Source organism: Pseudomonas sp. CH61 (assembly GCF_059429415.1).
The window spans coordinates 2,707,779-2,731,941 of the sequence record NZ_CM182098.1 but is presented as its reverse complement, the minus strand read 5'-3'; the positions used below and the strand labels follow the sequence as shown (position 1 = coordinate 2,731,941).

General features: G+C 59.4%; 16 protein-coding genes. 10 read left to right on the top strand and 6 right to left on the bottom strand.

What is annotated here, in order from left to right:
- Positions 1–62: 62 nt before the first annotated feature.
- Together AC5SEM_RS12135 and AC5SEM_RS12130 are read left to right on the top strand one after the other, a co-directional pair.
- Positions 63–1,037 carry a hypothetical protein gene (locus tag AC5SEM_RS12135; RefSeq protein WP_495473110.1) on the top strand — a complete coding sequence of 325 codons (975 nt, stop codon included), beginning with the start codon at positions 63–65 and terminating at the stop codon, positions 1,035–1,037.
- A 794-nt stretch (positions 1,038–1,831) separates the two neighbouring features.
- Positions 1,832–2,506, top strand: a complete 675-nt coding sequence (locus AC5SEM_RS12130; RefSeq protein ID WP_077572687.1) for a DUF3313 domain-containing protein — start codon at positions 1,832–1,834, stop codon at positions 2,504–2,506.
- 49 nt (positions 2,507–2,555) lie between these two features.
- On the opposite strand, the gene AC5SEM_RS12125 is transcribed toward AC5SEM_RS12130, so the two are convergent.
- Positions 2,556–3,551, bottom strand: coding sequence for a DUF3829 domain-containing protein (locus AC5SEM_RS12125; RefSeq protein WP_495473109.1), 996 nt, complete (start codon positions 3,549–3,551; stop codon positions 2,556–2,558).
- On the bottom strand, positions 3,548–5,176 hold the full coding sequence (locus AC5SEM_RS12120) for a J domain-containing protein (RefSeq protein WP_495473108.1): 1,629 nt from the start codon (positions 5,174–5,176) through the stop codon (positions 3,548–3,550). The genes AC5SEM_RS12125 and AC5SEM_RS12120 overlap by 4 nt, the downstream gene beginning before the upstream one ends.
- A 644-nt stretch (positions 5,177–5,820) precedes the next feature.
- Here AC5SEM_RS12120 and AC5SEM_RS12115 point away from each other — a divergent pair.
- Positions 5,821–6,189, top strand: coding sequence for a DUF6124 family protein (locus tag AC5SEM_RS12115; RefSeq protein WP_495473107.1), 369 nt, complete (start codon positions 5,821–5,823; stop codon positions 6,187–6,189).
- 253 nt (positions 6,190–6,442) lie between these two features.
- Here the strand turns inward: AC5SEM_RS12115 and AC5SEM_RS12110 are convergent, their stop codons facing one another.
- Positions 6,443–6,868, bottom strand: a complete 426-nt coding sequence (locus AC5SEM_RS12110; protein WP_236431833.1) for a YciI family protein — start codon at positions 6,866–6,868, stop codon at positions 6,443–6,445.
- 340 nt (positions 6,869–7,208) lie between these two features.
- Between AC5SEM_RS12110 and tpx the strand changes: the two genes are divergently transcribed.
- From tpx to AC5SEM_RS12075, 7 genes are all read left to right on the top strand, one after another.
- A complete protein-coding gene (tpx, locus tag AC5SEM_RS12105; protein ID WP_007955056.1) occupies positions 7,209–7,709 on the top strand; it encodes a thiol peroxidase in 501 nt (166 codons plus the stop codon).
- Between the two features lie 175 nt (positions 7,710–7,884).
- Positions 7,885–9,192, top strand: coding sequence for an MdtA/MuxA family multidrug efflux RND transporter periplasmic adaptor subunit (locus AC5SEM_RS12100; RefSeq protein ID WP_077572692.1), 1,308 nt, complete (start codon positions 7,885–7,887; stop codon positions 9,190–9,192).
- Positions 9,189–12,290 (top strand): MdtB/MuxB family multidrug efflux RND transporter permease subunit, encoded by a 3,102-nt coding sequence (locus AC5SEM_RS12095; RefSeq protein ID WP_495473106.1) that lies wholly within the window; start codon positions 9,189–9,191, stop codon positions 12,288–12,290. The genes AC5SEM_RS12100 and AC5SEM_RS12095 overlap by 4 nt, the downstream gene beginning before the upstream one ends.
- A 142-nt stretch (positions 12,291–12,432) precedes the next feature.
- On the top strand, positions 12,433–15,540 hold the full coding sequence (locus AC5SEM_RS12090; RefSeq protein ID WP_116032998.1) for an efflux RND transporter permease subunit: 3,108 nt from the start codon (positions 12,433–12,435) through the stop codon (positions 15,538–15,540).
- Complete coding sequence (locus AC5SEM_RS12085) at positions 15,537–17,009, top strand: efflux transporter outer membrane subunit (RefSeq protein WP_331691144.1); 1,473 nt, start codon at positions 15,537–15,539, stop codon at positions 17,007–17,009. Before AC5SEM_RS12090 ends, AC5SEM_RS12085 begins: the two co-directional genes overlap by 4 nt.
- A gap of 301 nt (positions 17,010–17,310) precedes the next feature.
- Entirely contained in the window at positions 17,311–19,392 is a 2,082-nt protein-coding gene (locus AC5SEM_RS12080) for a putative bifunctional diguanylate cyclase/phosphodiesterase (RefSeq protein ID WP_495473105.1), read from the top strand.
- A 195-nt stretch (positions 19,393–19,587) separates the two neighbouring features.
- On the top strand, positions 19,588–20,334 hold the full coding sequence (locus AC5SEM_RS12075) for an SDR family oxidoreductase (protein ID WP_495473104.1): 747 nt from the start codon (positions 19,588–19,590) through the stop codon (positions 20,332–20,334).
- A 134-nt stretch (positions 20,335–20,468) separates the two neighbouring features.
- Here AC5SEM_RS12075 and mapR read toward each other — a convergent pair whose 3' ends face one another.
- The 3 genes from mapR to AC5SEM_RS12060 form a co-directional block, all read right to left on the bottom strand.
- Entirely contained in the window at positions 20,469–21,878 is a 1,410-nt protein-coding gene (mapR, locus tag AC5SEM_RS12070; protein ID WP_034155962.1) for a GntR family transcriptional regulator MpaR, read from the bottom strand.
- Positions 21,879–22,263: 385 nt separating this feature from the next.
- Positions 22,264–23,694 (bottom strand): cytochrome c oxidase accessory protein CcoG, encoded by a 1,431-nt coding sequence (ccoG, locus tag AC5SEM_RS12065; RefSeq protein WP_495473103.1) that lies wholly within the window; start codon positions 23,692–23,694, stop codon positions 22,264–22,266.
- Between the two features lie 195 nt (positions 23,695–23,889).
- Entirely contained in the window at positions 23,890–24,138 is a 249-nt protein-coding gene (locus tag AC5SEM_RS12060; protein ID WP_495473462.1) for a DUF3203 family protein, read from the bottom strand.
- Between the last annotated feature and the right edge of the window lie 25 nt (positions 24,139–24,163).

The window sequence follows — 24,163 nt, the reverse complement described above, 5'->3', positions numbered from 1 at the left end:
AGAGTCGCCGTCGCCAGCGGGTTTTCGGCTGGACGATGGAACCGAAGAAGGGAGTCTGATCAGTGAGTCCGGGCAAAAAAATCCTCGGCCTCACAGCGTTGTTGTTAATGGTGACGCTGTGGGCCAGTTACTTTTATGTATTCAAGGAAAACCGCGACGGCCAGCTCGGCGGCGTCGGCGAAAGCACCGCGTGGTGCGGCACGCCACCGTCCACGGAAGCGGCGTTGCTGGGCAAGGACCAACTGACCTTGCGCGTCACCAACAACCTGCGCGGCGAGTTCATGCTCAGTGGTTCGCTGGTGGTCTCGGAGCGCACCTTCAACCGCTACGACCTCGCTCGCAACGAATTGCGCCTGCGTCTGGAACCGTTGCAGTGGTCCTTCGGCGTCACGCCGATCTTCCTTGAGCAGGTCAAGGTGCAGCCCCTGAGCCGCAACCTGTCGGCCACCAACAAAAGCGCCTATGCCGAACTTGAACCGCGCCCGATCGGTGTGCAGGGTCAGGTCACCGAATTTCCTTTCGACACCTATCGCTACGGCTACAAACCGGTGCTTTATTACCTCAAGGGCAGCGAACGCATTGATCTGCGCTTCAAGAACATCACCACGCTGATGGAGATGTCCAACACCTTCACGCCGATCCAGAAGTACAACCGCGTCGACTACATCAACGAGAAAACCTCGATGATTCGTGACGAGGATTACAAGGCTTACGGGCCGCACGAATGCGCGTTCAGCGTCGAGCGCAAGGGTTCGTTCAAGGCTGTCGTGCTGTTGCTGCTGTTGGTGTTGTGCCTGCCGTTGTTGCTGGTGTTTTACCGTAATGAACCGGGGATCGACTTCCTCGCCACGCTGTTGGGCGCGGCGATCGTACGGGTGCTGCTGATCGGGCCGGTGCAGGATTTTCAGCTGTACAACATCGACTTCCTGTTGGGCGCGGCGATTTTGCTGGTGGGCACGGTGTCGCTGATCAAGGCCATGCACATCAACAGCCGGCGGGAGATGGCGTTGCGTAGTGGTGAGACTTCATCCTGGTAATCGGGTGAATCCTTAAAAGCCCCTCACCCTAACCCTCTCCCGGAGGGAGAGGGGACTGACCGAGGTGTCTGGCGAGTGACACCGACGTGAAAGGCCGAGTCGATTATGGATTCAAAGCCAATCAGTCTCCTCTATCTACCTCTGAAAGAGGGGACTGACCGAGTTGGCTGTCGTCCTGCACCGACGTGAAAGGCCGAGTCGATTATGGATTCAAAGCCAATCGGTCTCCTCTATCTACCTCTGAAAGAGGGGACTGACCGAGTTGGCTGTCGTCCTGCACCGACGTGAAAGACCGAGTCGATTATGGATTCAAAGCCAATCAGTCTCCTCTATCTACCTCTGAAAGAGGGGACTGACCGAGTTGGCTGTCGTCCTGGACCGACGTGAAAGACCGAGTCGATTATGGATTCAAAGCCAATCGCTCAAGTCGGCGGAACTCTCGAATCTCCCCCAATCGGTCCCCTCTCCCTCTGGGAGAGGGCTAGGGTGAGGGAAGACAATTTCCAGCCGGTCACTTAAGCGCCGGATCGCCCATGTTCATTTTCTTCCAGCCCTGCAACAGCATCTGCAGCGTTCTGGCTCAGATTGCTCCAATGCAGCGGATTCTTGAAGTTCACAAATGGCCAAGAGCTCGATGCAGCGTTGCCGGATGATCGACGTCTTTCAAATGACGCTTGTGATCCGCCGCGCAGCCTTGCGTGAATATTGTGCTGTGCAATCGCAATTACTGAGGTTTTAGCTATACCTGTAGTTCCCCCGGGCAAAGTTTTCGGCCTTCTGACAGGAGTTACAGCATGAAGCTAGCAGTGATGATGGGCACACTGTGTTTTGCCACCCTCGCAGTGGTAGGTTGTTCCAGCAAAACCGTCGACCCGAAAGAGTACTCAGGCTTCCTCAAGGACTACAGCCAACTCAAGGAGGCCAAATCGCCGTCCGGTGCCGAGGTCATGCGCTGGATCGATCCGAAGGTCGACGTCAGGAAATTCACCAGCGTTTATATCGAGCCAACCCAGCTCTACCCGAAACCGCAACCGACCGCGAAGATCTCCCAGCAAACCCTTAATGGCATCACTTCCTACTACGATCAGGCGCTCAAGCGTGAAATCGGCAAAGACTTGCCGTTGGCGACCGGCCCAGGCCCTGGCGTGATTGTGGTGCGTGCGGCAATCACCGCCGTGAGCAGTTCCACCGAAGGACTGCACGCTTACGAGGTGATTCCGATTGCGTTGGTTGCCGCTGCGGTCAGCACCGCCAGCGGTATTCGCGATCAGGAAACTACGTTGGCCACCGAAGCGGTGTTCCTCGATGGCGCGAATAACAAGGTCGTCGCGCAAGTGGTGCGCAAAGGCACCGGCAAGCCACTGGAAAATGATTCGCAGGCAATGAGCACTAACGACGTCAAACCCGTCATTGATGGCTGGGCCTCAGACCTGCGTCAGTCGTATCTGAAGCTCAAGAAAGCCAAGTAAGCGCACCAGGCCGGATTGTCCGCGAGGACCGTCCGGCCTGTGCACACCCTCAGAAATTGGCGCGTGCCTGGCGGTTGTAGTGGCTGAGCAGGGCGTCGTAACCACGGGTGACGGCGTAATAGTCGTCGCTCAAGCGTTGCGGTTCGGCGTGGTCCTGCCAGTCCTTGTGCAGGGTGTTCAGCGCGTCGAGATAGTGCTGCGCAGGCTCACGTATGTGTCGCCACAGCTCGCGCGCATCATCGTCTTTGTTACGAAAACCAGGCTCACGCGGGCCGATGAAAGGCCCACCGCGATTCCAAGCCTGTTGCAGATCAGCGGTGGTTTCGGCCACGGCTTGTGGGGTCAGAGTACGGTGCTTCATCCCGTCTTCCAGCCGCTCCAAGGTCTCCCGGGCCTGAATCATGTACGCCAGCAGCGACCAGTGGATCTCCTTGCCTACGCGTGCTTCAAGAAGCTTGAGCTGTGCGAGGCGCTGCGCGACGTCCAGTGGCAGCAGTTCATCCCTCAAGGCAGTCGATGCGCTGATATAGGCATTGCTGGCGGTCTGAATTTGCGCCAGAACTCGCGGTGTCTGGTTGAACGGGACGACAAAGAAGCTCGCACTTTTATCGAGTCGAGTCGGTGGCGAAATCACCGATGCCCACTTCAGTGCTTGCGCGTAGTCACGGACTTTCTGCGACAGCGCTGGCTGGTAGGCCAGCAGCTTGAGCTTTTCGTTGATATCCCGCAGGCAGGTATCTTCCTGGATGTCACGCACAGTGAATGCATCACTGTTATCGAAATCCTGAGGCTCGGAAATATACTTTCCGAACGCATCAGCGGTTGGCCGCTGATGTTGGTTTTTGTCGTAGGCGTTGCGCCAGTGCACATCGACACGGTTGACGCAGGCGATGATCGGGCTCAACGCGTTGGCCTGCGCGGTCACGGGGGATTCGCGCTGATCAAGCCACAGGTCGAGCTTCAGGAGCGGTCGGGTCGCGCTCGCCAACCCCATCACCACCAGAACGACCACTACGCCGCTGACAAACATGAATCTTGAGGTCATGGTCGTGCCTCCGCGGGATACCACTGCTCGCGGGTGGCCGGAGCGCCGCAATCGAAAGAACTCGCCGGCAACCGGCTACACAAACGCTCCGCCCAGGGTTGCAGGCCCTGATTGCGATTGACCGTGCCTTGGCTGGCGGCCACTTTGAACACGCCCAGCACCAGCACCAGGGCGACAACCCCAAGTAGCGTCAGGCCGATTTTCGCCGGCAGGTTGGTCTTTTCCCAGGACGTGTGTGGCTTGACCTGACGGCGACGGATCAAACCCACGCAGGCCAGTGTCGCGGCATAGACGACGCCAGCGATGGGGCCGAAAAACCAGCTGAGCCCGGCCACCATCAGTGCGCAGGGAATCAGGTCGCGCAGCACGCCGAACGGCGCAGCGTCCTTGGCGAAACCCGGCCACAACCGTGCGCTGAGGCGGTCATCCAGCTGCCAATGGGTGTGCGCCAGTTCGTGCGTCAGCCAGTTGATGCCCGCAGCGATCACGCCAAACACGATCGTTGAGGTCATGACGATATTGATCAGCCCGGTGACGCGCAGCCCCAGCGGGATGAAATGAGTAAACGCACCGATCAGACAGGCCAGCACCACGGCAACGTAGGTCGGCCATTCGCCGCGTTTCAGTTCCCAGTCGCGCCAGAAGAACGCGGTGCCACCGGGCAACTCAGCGCAGACCTTCGGATGATTGGCGTACAGCGCCGAACTCAAATGTCGGCAATGCTCCCAATCTTTCTCACGCAGGCGCCGAGCCAATGCGCGACGCTGGCTGAATGGGCCGCTGCCGAGCAACAGGCGCGCGGCGCGGTGTTCGGCAGTGGCGGGCGGCTCTTGCGCGAGTTGACGCTGTTGCGCGATAAAAATCGGTGCCTCATGGCGCGCGGTCAGACGCTTCCATTCATCTTTCGGGCAAAGGTTTGACGGGCCGGAGTGCCAGCCCTGGCCAACGCACACCTGTTCGAAAATAGCGCAGGACCAGTATTCGCTGTCCAGCAGCAATCGACTGAGGAACAGGTTGAACCACAGTCGGTGTACTTCAGCGTCGAGCCAGAGGCATTGCGCGCACTGTGCGTAGGCCTGCAAAAAGGCCGCACTGTCCTCACGATCGAGGGCATCACGCAGCGGTCGAGTCATGCGTTCGCGCTGCTGATCGAGCAAATGTTCGATGGATTCCTCGTCCAGTTCCAGGCGCTGCCAGGCACTGAACCAGTGATAAGTCTGCACCGCCCAATCGACCATCAGCGCCGATGTATCCGGGTTCTCGATGCAGTGCTGCAGCAGGGTCTCTTCGAGGATATGCGCGCAACCCTGCTCAACGGCGAGGGCATGGCGCTGTTGCAACTGCGCAAGGCTGGTGCCGTGCAGCGAGCGAGTTGCCTGTTGCAAGGCATCGACTTCGACCACGGTCAGGCCGGTCAAGTCCCAAGTGTCGTCCTGCGCTTCGTTGTCTTCGTTGGCCTGCGCCCATTCCTTGTAATTCAGGGCTTGCTCGTAGGCGTCACGCAGGCGCTGGAAGCCCTCGGCGTCTTCGTCCGGACGGGTCTGTTTGAGCAGGGCAGCGTATTGGCGTTTGATACTGCGCGTATCGGCGTCGGCGGTAAGGCCAAGGACGGTCCAGCAACTCATTGCGTGTACAACTCCATGAAAACCTGCGACGCGGTCCAGTGATGGCACTTTGATTTTGCGCACCCTACCTGTTTCGCGTGGAAAAGTCCTCAGCCGTGGTTTATTTGCCGACGAACCAGCGGAAATACGGGTTGCCGCCATCGCCGCGCATCACCCGCCAACTGACCCTGCAAGGGGGCGGCGCAGTGGCGACAGGAGCTGTCGAATGAAACGAGGCTGCGATCTTTTGATCGTGTTTTTTAAATGCAAAATCAAAAGATCGTCCGATCGCGGCCCGAGCCTTCAGCAGCTCCTACCTGTGCGTATTTCAATTCGGGATGTTTAAGGTTGTTTTGAATTTGCGGAACGTTCCCACAAGGTTTTCAGGTTGTCCGTCGGACGTCGGGTCTCTAGCCTGTGTTCGTCGCTGCCAAATCAGCGACCGGGACTGGAAACCCCGGGGGAAAACTGAACGCAACAGCACCGTTCATGACGTATGCTTGCGCACCTTTTTTGGTGCGTACTTAGTTATGGCGGCTGTGCGTGGGGGACCTTCGGGTCGTCCGGGTTTCTCTGTCCCCCGGGTTTCCAGCCTGCGTACAGCTGCCACCCATTCGACCGGAAGCCGAATGGGCCAGCTCCACCGTTCGGATAGAGAAAACATCATGAAAAAGCCAACACCCAACCCTCCAGAATCAGACGCCAACAGCACATCCCCCTACGCCTCAGTCGACAGTAAAAAACTCCACGAAGCCGCCGACCGCGCCCTCGACTACTACCTCAACCCCGCCGCCTGCATCATGTCCAGCGTCAACGAGCCGGAACCCATGTACCTCGCCAATCCCAAGTACAACACCGAATCCCTTCTAGCCAACGCCAGCGAAACCCTCGGCTCGGCCAGCGAGATGCTGATCAACTTCGCCGCCTCGCTGGAAACCTCGCAGCGCAAGACTGCACTGGGTATCGCACAGGTTGTCATGTTGGGAGAACTGGCGGTGAATCAAGCCTTGGATCACGTCGAACTCAAGAACTGATCTCTCTTGAATGATCGTTCCCACGCGCAGCAAAGGAATGCAGCCCTTGACGCTCTGCGTCAAATTCGCAAGCTGGAACGCAGAGCGTCCCTTGAGGCATTCCCACGCAGAGCGTGGGAATGATCAAGATCCGCTCTATGCCCGAGTGATCGATTCTGTAGCTGTCGAATGAAACGAGGCTGTAATCTTTTGACTTTGCTTTTCAAGATCAAAAGATCGCAGCCTTCGGCAGCTCCTACATGGGATATCCGGTTTAGCTGTTTTTCTTGGCCTGTTCGCGAACGCGTTCTTCTTGGGCACGCGCTTCGGGGGTGAATTCGGCGCCGAAGTCTTCGGCAGAAAATATCTGGCGGATTTCAATATCAGAATCGCCTGACATTGGATTAGGGCAGCGCTTGACCCATTCAATGGCTTCTTCTTTGGATTTCACTTCCCAGATCCAGTAACCCGCCACCAATTCTTTGGTCTCGATGAACGGCCCGTCGATTACCGTGCGTTTATCACCGGAGAAATGCACGCGAGCGCCTTTGCTGCTCGGGTGCAGGCCATCGCAATCGATCAGGATACCGGCCTTGACCAGTTCTTCGTTGAAGTTGCCCATCGCGGTGATCAGCTCTTCACTGGGCATGATACCGGCTTCCGAGTCGACGCTGGCTTTTACAAGGATCATGAATCGCATGGCGGGTACTCCGTGGATTGTTGGGATTCATTGCTTAGTCGAACGAGCCAGCGGTGAATCGACAAGGTCTCAGGTAAAAGTGCGGAGAATTTTTCACACCGCAGATCCATTGTAGGAGTGAGCCTGCTCGCGATAGCGGTGTGTCAGTCAACATTTGCGTATATGAAAGACCGCTATCGCGAGCAGGCTCACTCCTACAGGGGAGCGGCGGTGGTTTTGTATACAATTTTTCGCGCAGGCACCCAACAATTTCAGTCAGGGCATAGGTCGTCGGACAATTTCGTGGTTAACTTCGGCCTCTTGCATGCTTTCCAATCAAAACATCAGAAGGACTCAAGTCATGGCTCAAGTCACCCTTAAAGGCAATCCGGTTCAAGTCAACGGCCAGTTGCCACAAGCCGGTTCCAAGGCGCCAGCCTTTTCTCTGGTTGCCGGCAATCTGTCCGACGTCACCCTGAAAGACTTTGCCGGCAAGCGCAAAGTGCTGAACATCTTCCCAAGCGTCGACACCCCGACCTGCGCGACTTCGGTACGCAAGTTCAACGCTCAGGCCAACGACATCAGCAACACCGTAGTGCTGTGCATCTCCGCTGACCTGCCGTTCGCTCAAGCGCGTTTCTGCGGCGCCGAAGGTCTGGAAAACGTACAGAACCTGTCGACCCTGCGCGGTGCCGAGTTCATCGAGAACTACGGTGTGGCCATTGCTGACGGCCCGCTGAAAGGCCTGACCGCTCGCGCCGTCGTGGTTCTGGACGAAAACGACAACGTCCTGCACAGCGAACTGGTCAAGGAAATCGCCGAAGAGCCTAACTACGAAGCGGCGCTGTCCGTTCTCAAGTAAGCGCTTTTACAATTGTTAACGGCCTGGCCCTGTCCAGGCCGTTTTCATTTGTGTATCAGTGTTTTGCCTCACACCTTGAAACGTAAGGTGTAAGTAAATTGCCGGTAAAGCTGCTTTGCTAATTCCCCATCAGTGCTTATCGTTCAGCCTCCCGTAAAAGAAGCCCACGCGCCCAATGGTTAATGACTCCATGCAATCGTCCCCTCGTAACTCCCGTCGCTGGCTGATCAGCCTGCTTGTCTTGTTGGTGATCGCCGTCCTGTGCTGGAAATTCTGGCCCGCCGGTTCAGCCCACAAAGAGGGCGCTGACAAGGCGGCGGCCGGGCACACCGGGCGTTCGGGGATGATGCGTCCGGGCTTCGGTGGCGGCACCGGACCGATTCCGGTGCGCGTGGCGCCGGCGGTCACCGGCGACTTCCCGCTGTATTACAAGGCACTGGGCACGGTGACCGCGCTCAACACGATCAACGTGCGCAGCCGGGTGGGCGGCGAACTGGTGAAAATCAATTTCGAAGAAGGGCAGATGGTCAAGGCTGGCGACCTGTTGGCCGAGATCGACCCGCGCCCGTACCAGAATGCCTTGCTGCAGGCTGAAGGCACGTTGCTGCAGAATCAGGCACAACTGAAAAACGCTCAGGTCGACGTCGAGCGTTATCGCGGTCTGTACAAAGAGGACAGCATCGCCAAACAGACGCTGGACACCGCCGAAGCACTGGTCGGTCAGTATCTGGGCACGGTCAAGACCAACCAGGCCGCAGTCAATGACGCCAAGCTCAATCTCGAATTCACCAAGATCCGCGCGCCAATTGCCGGTCGCGTCGGTCTGCGTCAGGTCGACGTCGGCAACCTCGTCACCGCCAACGACACCACGTTTCTCGCGGTGATCACCCAGACGCAACCGATCAGCGTCGCTTTCACCTTGCCGGAAAACAGCCTCGAAACCGTGCTGGCGCGTTATCGCAGCGGCGCCAAGCTGCCGGCCGAAGCGTGGGATCGCGGGGACACCAAACTGCAAGCCACCGGTGTGCTGCAAAGCCTCGACAACCAGATCGATGTTGCCACCGGCACTCTGAAGTTCAAGGCCCGCTACGAAAACCGCGATCAGGCGCTGTTCCCCAACCAGTTCGTCAACGTTCACTTGCTGGCTGACACGCTGAAAGGCGTGGTGCTGGCACCGTCGGCGGCCATCCAGTTTGGTACCAACGGTACCTTCGTTTATGCGCTGGACGGCGACAAGAAAGTCACCATTCGCCAACTGAAGATCGGCGCCAGTGATGGCGAAAACACCGTCATCACTGAAGGCCTGACTGCCGGCGATCGTGTGGTACTGGAAGGCACCGACCGCCTCAAGGAAGGCAGCGAAGTGGAGGTGGTCAACGACAGCAACCAAGTGCCGACCACGCCGACCGAACACCTGCAAGGCAAATCTGCCGCCACACCGACTGACGCTGCTGTCACCGATAAGGCCAAGAAGGGCGCATGAACATTTCGCGGCTGTTCATCCTCCGACCGGTAGCCACTACCCTGAGCATGCTGGCCATCGTCCTGGCCGGCCTGATCGCGTACCGCTTACTGCCGGTTTCTGCGCTGCCACAGGTCGACTACCCGACCATCCGCGTCATGACCTTGTATCCCGGCGCCAGCCCGGATGTGATGACCAGTGCCGTGACCGCGCCGCTTGAACGCCAGTTCGGGCAGATGCCGGGCCTGACACAAATGGCTTCGACCAGCTCCGGCGGTGCGTCGGTGCTGACGTTGCGTTTCAGCCTCGACATCAACATGGACGTCGCCGAACAGCAGGTGCAGGCCGCGATCAACGCCGCGACTAATCTGCTGCCAACCGATTTGCCGGCGCCACCGGTGTACAACAAGGTCAACCCGGCGGACACCCCGGTACTGACCCTGGCGATCACCTCGAAAACCATGTTGCTGCCCAAACTCAATGACCTGGTCGATACGCGCATGGCGCAGAAAATCGCCCAGATCAGCGGCGTCGGCATGGTCAGCATTGCCGGCGGTCAGCGTCAGGCTGTGCGCATCAAGGTCAACCCGGAAGCGTTGGCCGCCAACAGTCTGAACCTGTCGGACGTGCGCACCTTGATCAGCGCCTCCAACGTCAACCAGCCGAAAGGTAACTTTGACGGCCCGACGCGGGTGTCGATGCTTGACGCCAACGATCAGCTGACTTCGACCAAGGATTACGCCAACCTGATCCTCGCCTACAAGAACGGCGCGCCGCTGCGGCTCAAGGATGTCGCGGAAATCGTCGATGGCGCCGAGAACGAGCGCCTCGCTGCGTGGGCCAACCAGAATCAGGCGGTATTGCTGAACATCCAGCGTCAGCCGGGTGCCAACGTCATCGAGGTGGTCGACCGCATCAAGGCTTTGCTGCCGAGCATCACCGACAACCTGCCGGCCGGTCTCGATGTCACCGTGCTGACCGACCGCACGCAAACCATCCGTGCTTCGGTCACCGACGTACAACATGAATTGCTGATCGCCATCGCTCTGGTGGTGATGGTGACATTCCTGTTCCTGCGCCGCGCCAGTGCCACGATCATTCCGTCGGTGGCCGTACCGCTATCGCTGATCGGCACGTTCGGCGTGATGTACCTGGCCGGTTTCTCGGTCAACAACCTGACCCTGATGGCCCTGACCATTGCCACTGGTTTTGTGGTCGACGACGCGATCGTCATGCTGGAAAACATTTCGCGCTTCATCGAAGAGGGCGACAGCCCGATGCAGGCCGCGCTCAAGGGCGCCAAACAGATCGGCTTCACCCTGATCTCCCTGACGCTGTCGCTGATTGCAGTACTGATCCCGCTGCTGTTCATGGCCGATGTGGTCGGGCGCCTGTTCCGCGAATTCGCCATCACCCTGGCGGTGGCGATCCTGATTTCGCTGGTAGTCTCACTGACCCTGACGCCGATGATGTGCGCGCGTCTGCTCAAGCGTGAGCCGGAAGAACATGAGCAAGGCCGTTTTTACCGCGCCAGTGGTGCGGTGATTGACTGGATGATTGCCGAATACGGTCGGATGCTGCGTTGGGTGCTCAAGCACCAGCCACTGACCTTGCTGGTGGCCATCGCTACGCTCGGGTTGACCGTGTTCCTCTATATGGTCGTGCCGAAGGGCTTCTTCCCGGTGCAGGACACCGGGGTGATTCAGGGCATTTCCGAAGCACCACAGTCGATTTCCTTTGCGGCCATGGGCGAGCGCCAACAGGAACTGGCGAAAATCATTCTCGAAGATCCGGCGGTGCAGAGCCTGTCGTCCTACATCGGCGTCGACGGCGACAACGCCACGCTCAACAGCGGGCGCTTGCTGATCAACCTCAAGCCCCATGGCGATCGCGATCTGAGCGCCACTGAAGTGATTGCGCGCCTGCAGCCGCAACTGGACAAACTGGTCGGCATCCGCCTGTTCATGCAGCCGGTGCAGGACCTGACCATCGAAGACCGTGTCAGCCGCACGCAATATCAGTTCAGCATGTCTTCGCCGGACTCCGAACTGCTCAGCCAGTGGAGCGGCCGTCTGGTCGAAGCGCTGGCGCAGCGTCCGGAACTGACCGACGTTGCCAGTGATTTGCAGGACAAGGGTTTGCAGGTCTATCTGGTGATCGACCGCGATGCGGCATCCCGCCTTGGCGTCTCGGTGGCAAACATCACCGATGCACTTTACGACGCTTTCGGCCAGCGGCAGATCTCGACCATTTACACCCAGGCCAGCCAGTACCGCGTAGTGCTGCAAGCCCAGGCCGGAGAGAGGATCGGCCCGCAGGCGCTGGACCAGATTCACGTCAAAACTACCGATGGCGCGCAGGTACGCCTGTCGAGTCTGGCGCATATCGAGGAGCGTCAGGCGCAACTGGCGATCACCCATATCGGCCAGTTCCCGGCGGTGATGATGTCGTTCAACCTCGCGCCCGGCGTGGCGCTGGGGCATGCGGTCGACATTATCGAGCAGGTGCAGAAGGAGATCGGTATGCCGGTCGGCGTGCAGACCCAGTTCCAGGGCGCGGCCGAAGCTTTCCAGGCGTCGCTGTCGAGCACCTTGCTGCTGATTCTGGCGGCGGTGGTGACCATGTACATCGTGCTCGGCGTGTTGTACGAAAGTTACATTCATCCGATCACTATTCTGTCGACCTTGCCCTCTGCGGCAGTCGGTGCCTTGCTGGCGCTGCTGCTCAGCGGCAATGACCTGGGCATGATCGCGATCATTGGCATCATTTTGCTGATCGGTATCGTGAAAAAGAACGCGATCATGATGATCGACTTCGCCCTCGATGCTGAACGCACACAAGGCATGGCACCGGAACAGGCGATCTATCAGGCCGCGCTGCTGCGCTTCCGGCCGATTCTGATGACCACGCTGGCGGCGCTGTTCGGCGCGGTGCCGTTGATGCTCGCCACGGGCTCAGGTGCTGAATTGCGTCAGCCGCTGGGTCTGGTGATGGTCGGCGGTCTGCTGGTCAGTCAGGTGCTGACGCTGTTCACCACTCCGGTGATCTACCTGTATTTCGACCGTCTCGGGCGACGCTTTGGCAAGACCAATGCTGACGCCGAAGAGGTGTCGGTATGACTGTCCATACACATAACCCCTGTAGGAGTGAGCCTGCTCGCGATGAGGCCAGCACCTGCAACATCAATGTAAACAGACACACCGCTATCGCGAGCAGGCTCACTCCTACAGGGGATGGGTGTGACGTTGGGGATCGTGGTCAATGAACCTCTCCGGTCCTTTCATCAAACGTCCGGTGGCGACGATGCTGCTGAGCCTGGCGATCATGCTGCTCGGTGGTGTCAGCTTCGGTCTGCTGCCGGTGGCGCCGCTGCCGCAAATGGATTTCCCGGTGATCGTCGTGCAGGCGAGCCTGCCCGGTGCCAGTCCGGAGGTCATGGCGTCCACCGTGGCCACGCCGCTGGAGCGCTCATTCGGCGCGATTGCCGGCGTCAACACCATGAGCAGCCGCTCCAGTCAGGGCTCGACCCGGGTCATACTGCAATTTGACCTAGATCGCGACATCAACGGCGCCGCGCGGGAAGTGCAGGCGGCGATCAACGCCTCGCGCAACCTGTTGCCGAGCGGTATGCGCAGCATGCCGACCTACAAGAAGGTCAACCCGTCGCAAGCGCCGATCATGGTGCTGTCGCTGACCTCCGATGTACTGGAGAAAGGTCAGCTCTACGACTTGGCCTCGACCATTCTGTCCCAGAGCCTGTCGCAAGTGCAGGGCGTCGGTGAAGTGCAGATCGGCGGCAGTTCGTTGCCGGCGGTGCGTATCGAACTAGAACCGCAAGCGCTGAACCAGTACGGCGTGGCGCTCGACGATGTGCGCAAGACCATCGCCGATGCCAACGTGCGCCGGCCAAAAGGTTCGGTCGAGGACGGTCAGCGTCTATGGCAGATCCAGGCCAACGACCAGCTGGAAAAAGCCAAGGATTACGAATCACTGATCATCCACTACGCCGACGGCGCCGCGCTGCGCCTCAAGGACGTGGCCAAGGTCAGCGACGGCGTCGAAGATCGCTACAACAGCGGCTTCTTCAACGATGACGCGGCCGTGCTGCTGGTGATCAACCGCCAGGCCGGCGCCAACATCATCGAGACGGTCAACGAGATCAAGGCGCAATTACCGGCCCTGCAAGCGGTGTTGCCCGCCAGCGTGAAATTGAACCTGGCCATGGACCGCTCGCCGGTGATCAAGGCCACTTTGCATGAAGCCGAGATGACCCTGCTGATTGCCGTGGCGCTGGTGATTCTGGTGGTGTTCCTGTTCCTCGGTAACTTCCGCGCCTCGCTGATTCCGACATTGGCCGTGCCGGTGTCGCTGGTCGGCACCTTTGCGGTGATGTACCTCTATGGCTTCTCGCTGAACAACCTGTCGCTGATGGCGCTGATTCTGGCCACCGGTCTGGTGGTGGACGACGCCATTGTGGTGCTGGAGAACATTTCCCGGCACATCGACGAAGGCGTCAAACCGATGCAGGCCGCGTACCTCGGGGCCAAGGAAGTCGGTTTCACCTTGCTGTCGATGAACGTCTCGCTGGTGGCGGTATTCCTCTCGATTCTGTTCATGGGCGGGATTGTCGAAAGCCTGTTTCGCGAGTTCTCCATCACCTTGGCCGCGGCCATCGTCGTCTCGCTGGTGGTTTCCCTGACGCTGACGCCGATGCTTTGCGCCCGTTGGCTGAAGCCGCACACGCCGGGGCAGGAAAACCGCCTGCAACGCTGGAGCCGCCGCACCAACGACTGGATGGTCGGCAAATACGCCACCAGCCTCGACTGGGTGTTGCGCCACCGGCGTCTGACGTTACTCAGTTTGCTGATTACCGTTGGCGTCAACGTCGCGCTGTACGTGGTGGTGCCGAAAACCTTCATGCCGCAGCAGGACACCGGCCAGTTGATCGGTTTCGTGCGCGGTGACGACGGTCTGTCGTTCAGCGTGATGCAGCCGAAAATGGAAATCTTCCGCCGTGCCGTGCTCAAGGACGAGGCGGTAGAGAGTGTCGCCGGATTCATCGGTGGCTCCAACGGCACCAATAACGCTTTCATGCTGGTACGTCTGAAGCCGATCAAGGAACGTCAGCTCAATGCACAGAAAGTCATCGAGCGCCTGCGCAAGGAAATGCCCAAGGTGCCCGGTGCGCAACTGATGCTGATGGCCGATCAGGATCTGCAGTTTGGCGGCGGCCGCGAACAGACTACCTCGCAGTACAGCTACATCCTGCAAAGTGGCGATCTGGGCGAGTTACGCAAGTGGTATCCAAAAGTGGTTGCCGCGTTAAGGGCGTTGCCTGAGCTGACCGCGATCGACGCGCGCGAAGGCAAGGGTGCCCAGCAAGTGACGTTGATTGTCGACCGTGATCAGGCCAAGCGCCTGGGGATCGACATGGACATGGTCACCTCAGTGTTGAACAACGCCTACAGCCAGCGGCAGATTTCGACGATCTACGACAGCCTCAACCAGTATCAGGTGGTGATGGAGGTCAATCCGAAATACGCCCAGGACCCGGTGACGCTCAAGCAGGTGCAGGTGATCACCGCTGACGGTGCGCGGGTGCCGCTGTCGACGATCGCTCATTATGAGAGCAGCCTGGAAGATGACCGCGTCAGCCACGAAGGCCAGTTCGCCTCGGAGGACATTTCCTTCGACATGGCCGAAGGCGTGACGGTGGAGCAGGGCAGTGCCGCGATCGAGCGGGCAATTGCCAAGTTGGGTCTGCCGGAAGATGTCATCGCGAAAATGGCCGGTACCGCCGACGCTTTTGCCGCGACGCAGAAGAGCCAGCCGTTCATGATTCTCGGCGCACTGCTGGCGGTGTATCTGGTGTTGGGCGTGCTGTATGAAAGCTACATCCATCCGCTGACGATCCTGTCGACCCTGCCGTCGGCCGGTGTCGGTGCGTTGCTATCGATCTATGCGCTGGGCGGCGAGTTCAGCCTGATCTCGTTGCTCGGGTTGTTTCTGCTGATTGGCGTGGTGAAGAAAAACGCCATTCTGATGATCGACCTCGCGCTGCAACTGGAACGGCATCAGGGACTGTCGCCGCTGGAGTCGATTCGCAGCGCCTGTCTGCAACGCCTGCGACCGATTCTGATGACCACCCTGGCGGCGATTCTCGGCGCCTTGCCGTTGCTGCTGAGCCGAGCCGAAGGCGCGGAAATGCGCCAGCCGCTGGGCCTGACCATCATCGGCGGGCTGATTTTCAGCCAGGTGCTGACGCTTTACACCACGCCTGTGGTTTACCTCTATCTCGACAAGCTGCGCCATCGTTTCAACAAATGGCGTGGCGTGCGCACTGACGCCGCTCTGGAAACTCCGCTATGACTGACCGTTCGCTTATCAATCTGGCCACTGTACGAGGCTCGCGTCTGCTGAGCCTGTCGCTGTGCGTGGCGATGCTCAGTGCCTGCGCTGTCGGCCCGGACTACCAGCGCCCGCAAACCGTGGAAATCGCCCAGTACAAGGAGGCCGAAGGCTGGACTCAGGCCAACCCGAGTGATTCGTTGGCCCGGGGTGCGTGGTGGGAGTTGTACGGCGATCAGCAGCTCAACGGCTTGATCGAAAAACTCAACAATTCCAACCAGACCGTCGCGCAGTCGGAAGCCCAGTACCGACAAGCGCAGGCGTTGGTGCGCAGCGCGCGCGGGGCGTTTTACCCGAGTGTCGATCTGAGCTTGGGTAAAACCCGCTCCAGCCAGGGCACCGGCAGCAGCAGTTCCAGTCTGAGCAGTTCCTCCAGCGGTATCCGCGACACCTACAACGCTGAGCTGGGCGTCAGTTGGGAAGCCGATGTGTGGGGCAAGTTGCGCCGTGGACTGGAAGCCGATGAGGCCAGTGCCCAGGCCAGTTTTGCCGATCTGGCGGCGATGCGCCTGAGTCAGCAGTCGGAGCTGGTGCAGAACTACCTGCAATTGCGCGTGATCGATCAGCAAAAACGTCTGCTCGAAGCCACGGTTGCTGCTTACGAACGCTCGCTGAAAATGACCCAGAACCAATACCGCGCGGGCGTTTCCGGGCGCGATGCGGTAGCACAGGCGCAGACGCAACTGAAAAGCACCCAGGCCGATCTGGTTGACCTGATCTGGCAGCGTGCGCAGTTCGAAAATGCGATTGCCGTGCTGACCGGCCAAGCACCGGCGGATTTCAACATTGCTGAAGTGCAGACCATTCCGAAGTTGCCGCAGGTGCCGTTGAGCTTGCCCTCGCAGTTGCTGGAACGGCGCCCGGACATCGCCTCGGCGGAGCGTTCGGTGATTGCCGCCAACGCCAACATCGGCGTGGCCAAAGCCGCGTATTACCCGGATCTGAGCTTGAGTCTGAGCGGCGGCTACAGCAGCAGTACTTCGCAGAACCTGATCAGCCTGCCGAACCGCTTCTGGTCGGTCGGGCCGAAACTGGCGTTGCCGCTGTTCGACGGTGGCATTCGTTCGGCAGAGGTCGACCGCACCGAGGCGGTATATGACCAGACCGTGGCCAAGTACCGCCAGACCGTGCTCGACGGTTTCCGCGAGGTGGAAAACTACCTGGTGCAGCTCAAGGTCTACGAGGATGAAGCGGCGGTGCGCCAGGAAGCCCTCGATGCCGCCCGCGACTCCCTGCGCCTGACGGAAAATCAGTACAAGGCCGGGTTGATTGCTTACATCGACGTCGTGGTGGTGCAGGCCACGGCGCTGAGCAACGAGCGCAGCGTGCTGAACATTCTGCAAAGCCGTTTGATCGCCAGCGTGCAACTGATTGCGGCGCTGGGCGGCGGTTGGGATGGGCAACTGGATGTCAGCGATAACACCCGCTGAAGGTTGGCTTCACTGATCGTTCCCACGCTCCGCGTGGGAATGCAGCCCGGGACGCTCCGCGTCCCATCCAGAGCCGAACGCAGAGCGTCCGCTGAGGCATTCCCACGCAGAGCGTGGGAACGATCGGGTAAAGCCGTGAGCGCCGCGCCAGAGCCTCGTCTGCCGATCAAACGAGCGTTTCATCGGCTTGATGGCCATTTGCTTACTTTGTCAGTGCGTTCTTCTGTGCAATCAGTACAATCGCCGCATTTGCCCGACCGAGAATGGACGCAGTCCGCGTTGGGTGGCCACGAGAAATCCCATGCTCATCGGTAGTTATTCCTCCACCCTGGTTTTTATTTCGTTGTGCGTGGCGATTCTAGCCTCGTACACCGCCCTCGATCTCACCGGTCGCATTGCCACGGCCAAGGGCCGAGCTGTTCATTTCTGGACGGCCGGCGGTGCGTTTGCCATGGGCATCGGCGTTTGGTCGATGCACTTCATCGGCATGCTCGCCTTCAAACTGCCGATCGACCTCGGCTACGACATCACCCTGACCGCGCTCTCACTGTTGATTGCCGTGTTGTCCTGCGGGTTTGCCTTGTGGCTGGTCAGCCAGCCGAAACTGCCGGTTTTGCAACTGGCCTTCGGTGCGCTGATCATGGGCACCGGGATCAGTGCCATGCATTACACCGGCATGGCGGCGATGCGCATGACACCGGGGATCGACTACGATCCAACGCTGTTTGGCGCTTCGTTGCTGATTGCCGTCGGCGCGTCGGCTGCGGCGTTGTGGATCGCCTTCCGCCTGCGTCAGCACTCGCCGTACGTGCGGCTGATTCGTGGCGGCGCAGCAATCATCATGGGCATCGCCATTGTCGGCATGCATTACACCGGCATGGCCGCCGCGCAATTCCCTGATGGCAGTTTCTGTGGCGCCACCGTCAATGGCTTGAAGGGCAATGGCCTCGACAGCCTGGTGTTGATCACCACGTTGGCGGTGCTGTCGATTGCCTTGCTGACCTCGATTCTCGACGCGCGCCTCGAAGCGCGCACCGCTGATCTGGCGCACTCATTGACCGTGGCCAATCGCGAACTCACGCAACTGGCCCTGCACGACACCTTGACCGGCCTGCCGAACCGCATGTTGCTGGACGACCGCATCAATCAGGCAATGAAGAAGGTCCACGAGCAGGGCGGCTGTTTTGCCTTGATGTTCATCGATCTGGACGGCTTCAAACCGGTCAACGATGCGTTTGGTCACCATATGGGCGACCAGTTGTTGCGCGAAGTGGGGGTGCGTCTGCGTGAAGACTTGCGCGGCCCGGACACACTGGCGCGCATCGGTGGCGATGAATTCGTGTTGCTGGTGCGTCTGACCGAACCCAATGACGCTTTGGGGCTGGCGGCACGTCAGGTCGGTCTGATCGCGCAATCGTTCCGTGTTGCCGAGCATGACTTGCAGATCTCCGCCAGCGTTGGCATCGCCCTGTATCCGGGCAATGGCCAGAACGCGCAGGAGTTGCTGATGAACGCCGACGCGGCGATGTACCACGCCAAGGGCGGCGGCAAAAACGGTTACAGCTTTTTCGACGCGTCGATGAACAACAACGCGCGCAAGCAATTGCAATTGTTGCAAGACCTGCGTGCGGCGCTGGAGCACAGCCAGTTCAGTCTGTATTACCAGCCGAAGTTCGACGCCGCCAATGGCCGACCGGTCGGCGCTGAAGCGCTGTTGCGCTGGCAGCACCCGATTCACGGCATGCTGATGCCGGACAAGTTCATCGAACTGGCGGAGAAATCCGGGCTGATCATTCCGATCGGTGAATGGGTGCTCAATGAAGCCTGCCGGCAGATGCGCGAATGGTACGTGCTCGGTTATACCGATTGGCGCATTGCGGTGAACCTGTCGGCGTTGCAGTTCTGCCACACCGGGCTGGTCCGCAGCGTGGCCAAGGCGCTGGCCACGCACCACTTGCCGGCCAACAGCCTGACCCTGGAAATCACCGAAACCACGGCGATGAGCGATGCCGATGCGAGCATGACGGTATTGCAGGAGTTGTCGGACATGGGCGTCGATCTGTCGATCGATGACTTCGGCACCGGTTATTCCAGCCTGATGTACCTCAAGCGCTTGCCGGCCAACGAGCTGAAGATTGACCGTGGCTTTGTGCGCGATCTGGAACATGACAGTGACGACGCGGCGATTGTCTCGGCGATTGTCGCGTTGGGGCAGGCGCTCGGTTTGCGCATTGTCGCTGAAGGCGTGGAAACCGGTGTGCAGCAGGAATTTCTGACGCAGTTGGGTTGTGATTCGTTGCAGGGCTATCTGTTGGGGCATCCGATGCCAGCGGACAAATTCATGCAGGATATTGCGCGGGGTGAGCAGTTAGCGGCGGTCTGATCGACCGCGTTATCGTTCTTCGCGAGCAGGCTCGCTCCCACATTTGGAATGCGTACCCCTGTGGGAGCGACGGTGCGACGATTCGACCTGCTCGCGAAGGCGTCCGGCCCGACACAACAGACCTCATGCAAAACCCGCCAATGGCGGTTATTCTTCCCCCCGACTGTTACGTGTGCATTTGGGGGAAAGGCCAGCATGGATAAAGTCATTGTGATCACCGGTGGCGGGCGCGGGATTGGCGCCGCTACGGCGTTGTTGGCTGCCGAGCAAGGCTATCGGATCTGCATCAACTATCAGTCGGATGAACAAGCCGCGCAAAGCGTGCTGGAGCAAGTCCGCGCATTGGGCGCACAAGCCATCGCCGTGCGCGCCGACGTCAGCATCGAAGACGAAGTCATCGCGCTGTTCCATCGCGTCGACAGCGAACTGGGCCGCGTCACCGCTTTGGTGAACAACGCTGGCACCGTCGGGCAAAAGTCGCGAGTCGACGAAATGTCCGAATTCCGCATTCTCAAGATCATGAAAACCAATGTCCTGGCGCCGATCCTCTGCGCCAAGCACGCGATCCTGCGCATGTCGCCCAAGCACGGCGGGCAGGGCGGCAGCATCGTCAATGTGTCGTCGGTGGCCTCGCGTCTTGGTTCGCCAAACGAATACGTTGATTACGCCGCCTCCAAAGGCGCACTCGATACCTTCACCATCGGTTTGTCCAAGGAAGTGGCCGGCGAAGGGATTCGGGTCAACGCGGTGCGCCCGGGTTACATCTATACCGATTTCCATGCCTTGAGCGGCGATCCGGATCGGGTCAGCAAGCTGGAGTCGGCAATTCCAATGGCCCGTGGCGGGCGGCCGGATGAGGTGGCGGAGGCGATTGTCTGGTTGTTGTCGGACAAGGCTTCTTATGCGACGGGGACGTTTGTTGATTTGGGTGGTGGACGTTAAGTCCTGAACATTTCGCTGTCAGGTCGGTCCTCTTCGCGAGCAGGCTCGCTCCCACATTGGTTCTGTGTCCTGCACAAATCCAGGGTGGGAGCGAGCCTGCTCGCGAAAGCAATAGTCCAGACAACACAGGACTGTCAGAACGACCGCACAATCCGCCCCAACGTCTCCATGGCCTTTTCCGAATCCTCAGTCCAAGGGCTGCCATAGTTCAACCGAATACAATTCCTGAACCGCTGTGTCGGCGAGAAAATCGGCCCCGGGGCGATGCTGATGCCTTGCGCCAGTGCCATCTGAAACAACTTCAGCGAATCCATCTGCGGTGGCAGTTCCAGCCACAAGAAGTAGCCACCGGCCGGTTGGCTGACCCGCGTCTGCGCCGGGAAGTAACGGGCGATGGCCGCTAACATCGCGCTCTGCTGTTCTTCCAGTGCGTAGCGCAGTTTGCGCAGATGTCGATCGTAGCCGCCGTGTTGCAGATAATCGGCAATCGCTGCTTGCGCCGGCATCGAGGCGCACAGTGAGGTCATCAGTTTCAGTCGTTCGATTTTCTGCGCATAGCGCCCGGCGGCGACCCAGCCGATTCGGTAACCGGGGGCCAGGCTCTTGGCGAACGAGCCGCAGTGCATCACCAGACCTTCGGTGTCGAAGGCCTTGGCCGGTTTCGGTGCCTGTTGGCCGTAATAGAGTTCGGCGTAGACGTCATCTTCGATAAGCGGCACCTGATGGCGACGCAGCAGTTCGACCAGTTCCTGTTTCTTCGCCTCGGGCATGGTGGCGCCCATCGGGTTCTGGAAACTGGTCATGCACCAACAGGCTTTGATCGGGTGACGTTCGAGGGTTTGCGCGAGGACGCCGAGGTCGATGCCGTCGCGCGGGTGCACGGGGATTTCCACGGCTTTGAGTTTCAGCCGTTCCAGTACTTGCAGGCTGGCGTAGAACGCCGGGGCTTCGATGGCCACCAGATCGCCGGGTTCGGTCACGGCTTGCAGGCACAGGTTCAGCGCTTCGAGGGCGCCGTTGGTGATCAGCAATTCTTCCATCGGCAGCATCAGGCCGCCGACCATGTAGCGCAGAGCGATTTGCCGGCGCAGTTGCGGATTGCCCGGCGACATGTCGGTGACGACCATGCGCGGGTCCATCTCGCGGGCAGCGCTGGCCAGCGAGCGCGACAGGCGCTGCAGCGGGAACAGCGTCGGGCTGGGGAATGCCGAGCCGAAGGGGATGGTGCTCGGGTCTTTGATCGAATCCAGGACCGAGAACACCAGTTCGCTGACGTCGACTTCGGTCGAGTCGTTGACGTGGCTGCTGATCACCGGTTCGGAAAACGGGCTCGGCGCATGGGTGTTGACGAAGTAGCCGGAGCGCGGCCGCGCGCGGATGAGGCCGCGGCGTTCGAGCAGGTAATAGGCCTGGAACACCGTGGACGGGCTGACCCCGTAGGTCTGGCTGGCGTAACGCACCGAAGGCACGCGCTGGCCGGGGCCAAGGACGCCGGAGCGGATCAGTTCAGCGATGTCGTCGGCGAATTTTTCGTAGCGTTTCATCGAGGAGCCTTGGTGCTGGTTGATGATGAGGTGTGTCAGGAGAACTACCCCTCACCCTAACCCTCTCCCAGAGGGAGAGGGGACTGATTGGGGGATGCTTGCTAAATACACCGACCTGAAAGTGCTTCGCCGAATCCATAATCGACTCGACCTGAAAGTGCTTCGCCGAATCCATAATCGACTCGACCTGATAGTGCTTTGCCGAATCCATAATCGACTCGGCCTGAAAGTGTTTTGGTGAATCCATAATCGACTCGGCCTGAAAGTGTTTTGGTGAATCCATAATCGACTCGGTCTGTCAGGTCGATGTATAGCGACAGACACCTCGGTCGGCCCCCTCTACCCCCGGGAGAGGGCTGGGGTGAGGGGAAAAGATTCTAACGGCTCAACGATTCATCGGCGCAACAAACCTGCTCTTCGCCACGCTGTAAACCTCAGGCTCATCGCTGTCGGCAATCTTGAAGCTCAAGGTCTGCGAGCTGCTGGCCGGGCGCTCTGTGGTCATCGCCACCGACACCGGCACATCGACAATCTCACCCGGGGCCAGGCTCAGCTCGGTCTTGCCTTGCAACTGGAAGCCATCGCCCTCGACCAGTGTCAGGTTGTAGTCCTGGCGTTGCTGGGTCTTGTTGATGACTTTAAGGCTATAGATGTTTTCGATCTGGCCCTGACCGTTTTCACGGAACAAGCCGCGATCCTTGGTCACGTCCAGCGAGACCATCGGCCGCTCGACCAGCGCCCATGCCAGCGCGCCAATCATCGCCACCAGCACCACGCTGTAGCCGATCAAACGCGGACGCAGCAGGTGGGTCTTGCCGCCCTGCAATTCGCGCTCGGAACTGTAGCGGATCAAACCGCGCGGGTAGTTCATTTTGTCCATGATCGAATCGCAGGCGTCGATACACGCGGCACAACCGATGCACTCCATCTGCAAGCCATCGCGGATGTCGATGCCGGTCGGGCAGACCTGCACGCACAACTGACAGTCGATGCAATCACCGAGGCCAGCCTCGAGCGGTTTCACGTCGCGTTTGCGCGGGCCACGGTTCTCGCCACGGGCCACATCGTAGGAAATCGCCAGGGTGTCCTTGTCGAACATCACGCTCTGGAACCGCGCATACGGGCACATGTGCATGCACACCGCCTCACGCAGCCAACCGGCATTGATGTAAGTGGCGGCAGTGAAGAACAGCACCCAGAACAGACTGACACCGCCGATTTGCAGGGTCAGCAGTTCTTCGGCCAATGGCCGGATCGGCGTGAAATAACCAACGAAAGTCAGGCCGGTCAGCACGCTGATCGCCAGCCACAAGGTGTGCTTGGCGGCGCGTCGGGCGAGTTTGTTCAATCCCCACGGCGCGGCTTGCAGTTTGATCCGCTGGTTGCGCTCGCCTTCGGTGATCTTCTCGCACCACATGAAGATCCATGTCCACGAACTCTGCGGGCAGGTGTAGCCGCACCAGACCCGGCCGGCAAACACGGTGATGGCGAACAGGCCGAACGCGGCGATGATCAGCAGCGCCGAAAGCAGAATGAAATCCTGTGGCCAGAACGTCGCGCCGAAGATGTGAAATTTGCTTTCGGAAAGATCCCAGAGCACCGCCTGACGTCCGCCCCAGTTGAGCCACACCGTGCCGAAAAACAACACGAACAGAAAACCCGCGCCGCTCATGCGCAGGGTACGGAACAGGCCGGTGAAGCTGCGGGTGTGGATCTGGTTGTCGCTGGACTTGGCCGTCGCCTTCATTGGGCGTGCGGGCACACTTTTGATAGTTGGAGATGCTTCTACGGTTCGGACGGGGATTTGTTCGCTCATGGTTATTCGCTCATCAGCCTCCATCAGGCCAGAGCACTATGAGCGCCGATCTGTTTGCATAACAGACTCAGGTATTTCAATAAAAAGCGGATCAGATGTGATTTTGCGCAATGCCTGCGACAACTTGAAGCAACCCGTAGGTAAAGGCGCAAACGCCTATCGCAGACGTTTGCGCGTGGTGTTGATCAAGGTCAGTCAAATCACCGAATCACTCTCGTCGGCTTTCAGGTGTTTCCTACCATCCTTGGCACCTGCAACGGTCAGTGCATCGGCTTCCTTTTCGCTGATGTGAACGCGGCGGCCTTCTATTTCCACGAATGACATGGATTTTTCGCTATCCGTCATGACTTCCAGGGTGTCGCAAATGCGAATTTCCTCGCCATGTTCGACGGTGAAAAAACACACTTTTTGCTCGGGGTTGGATTCATCGACTCGAAGAGGCATAGGGGCAGTCCTTTTTTCAGGGAGG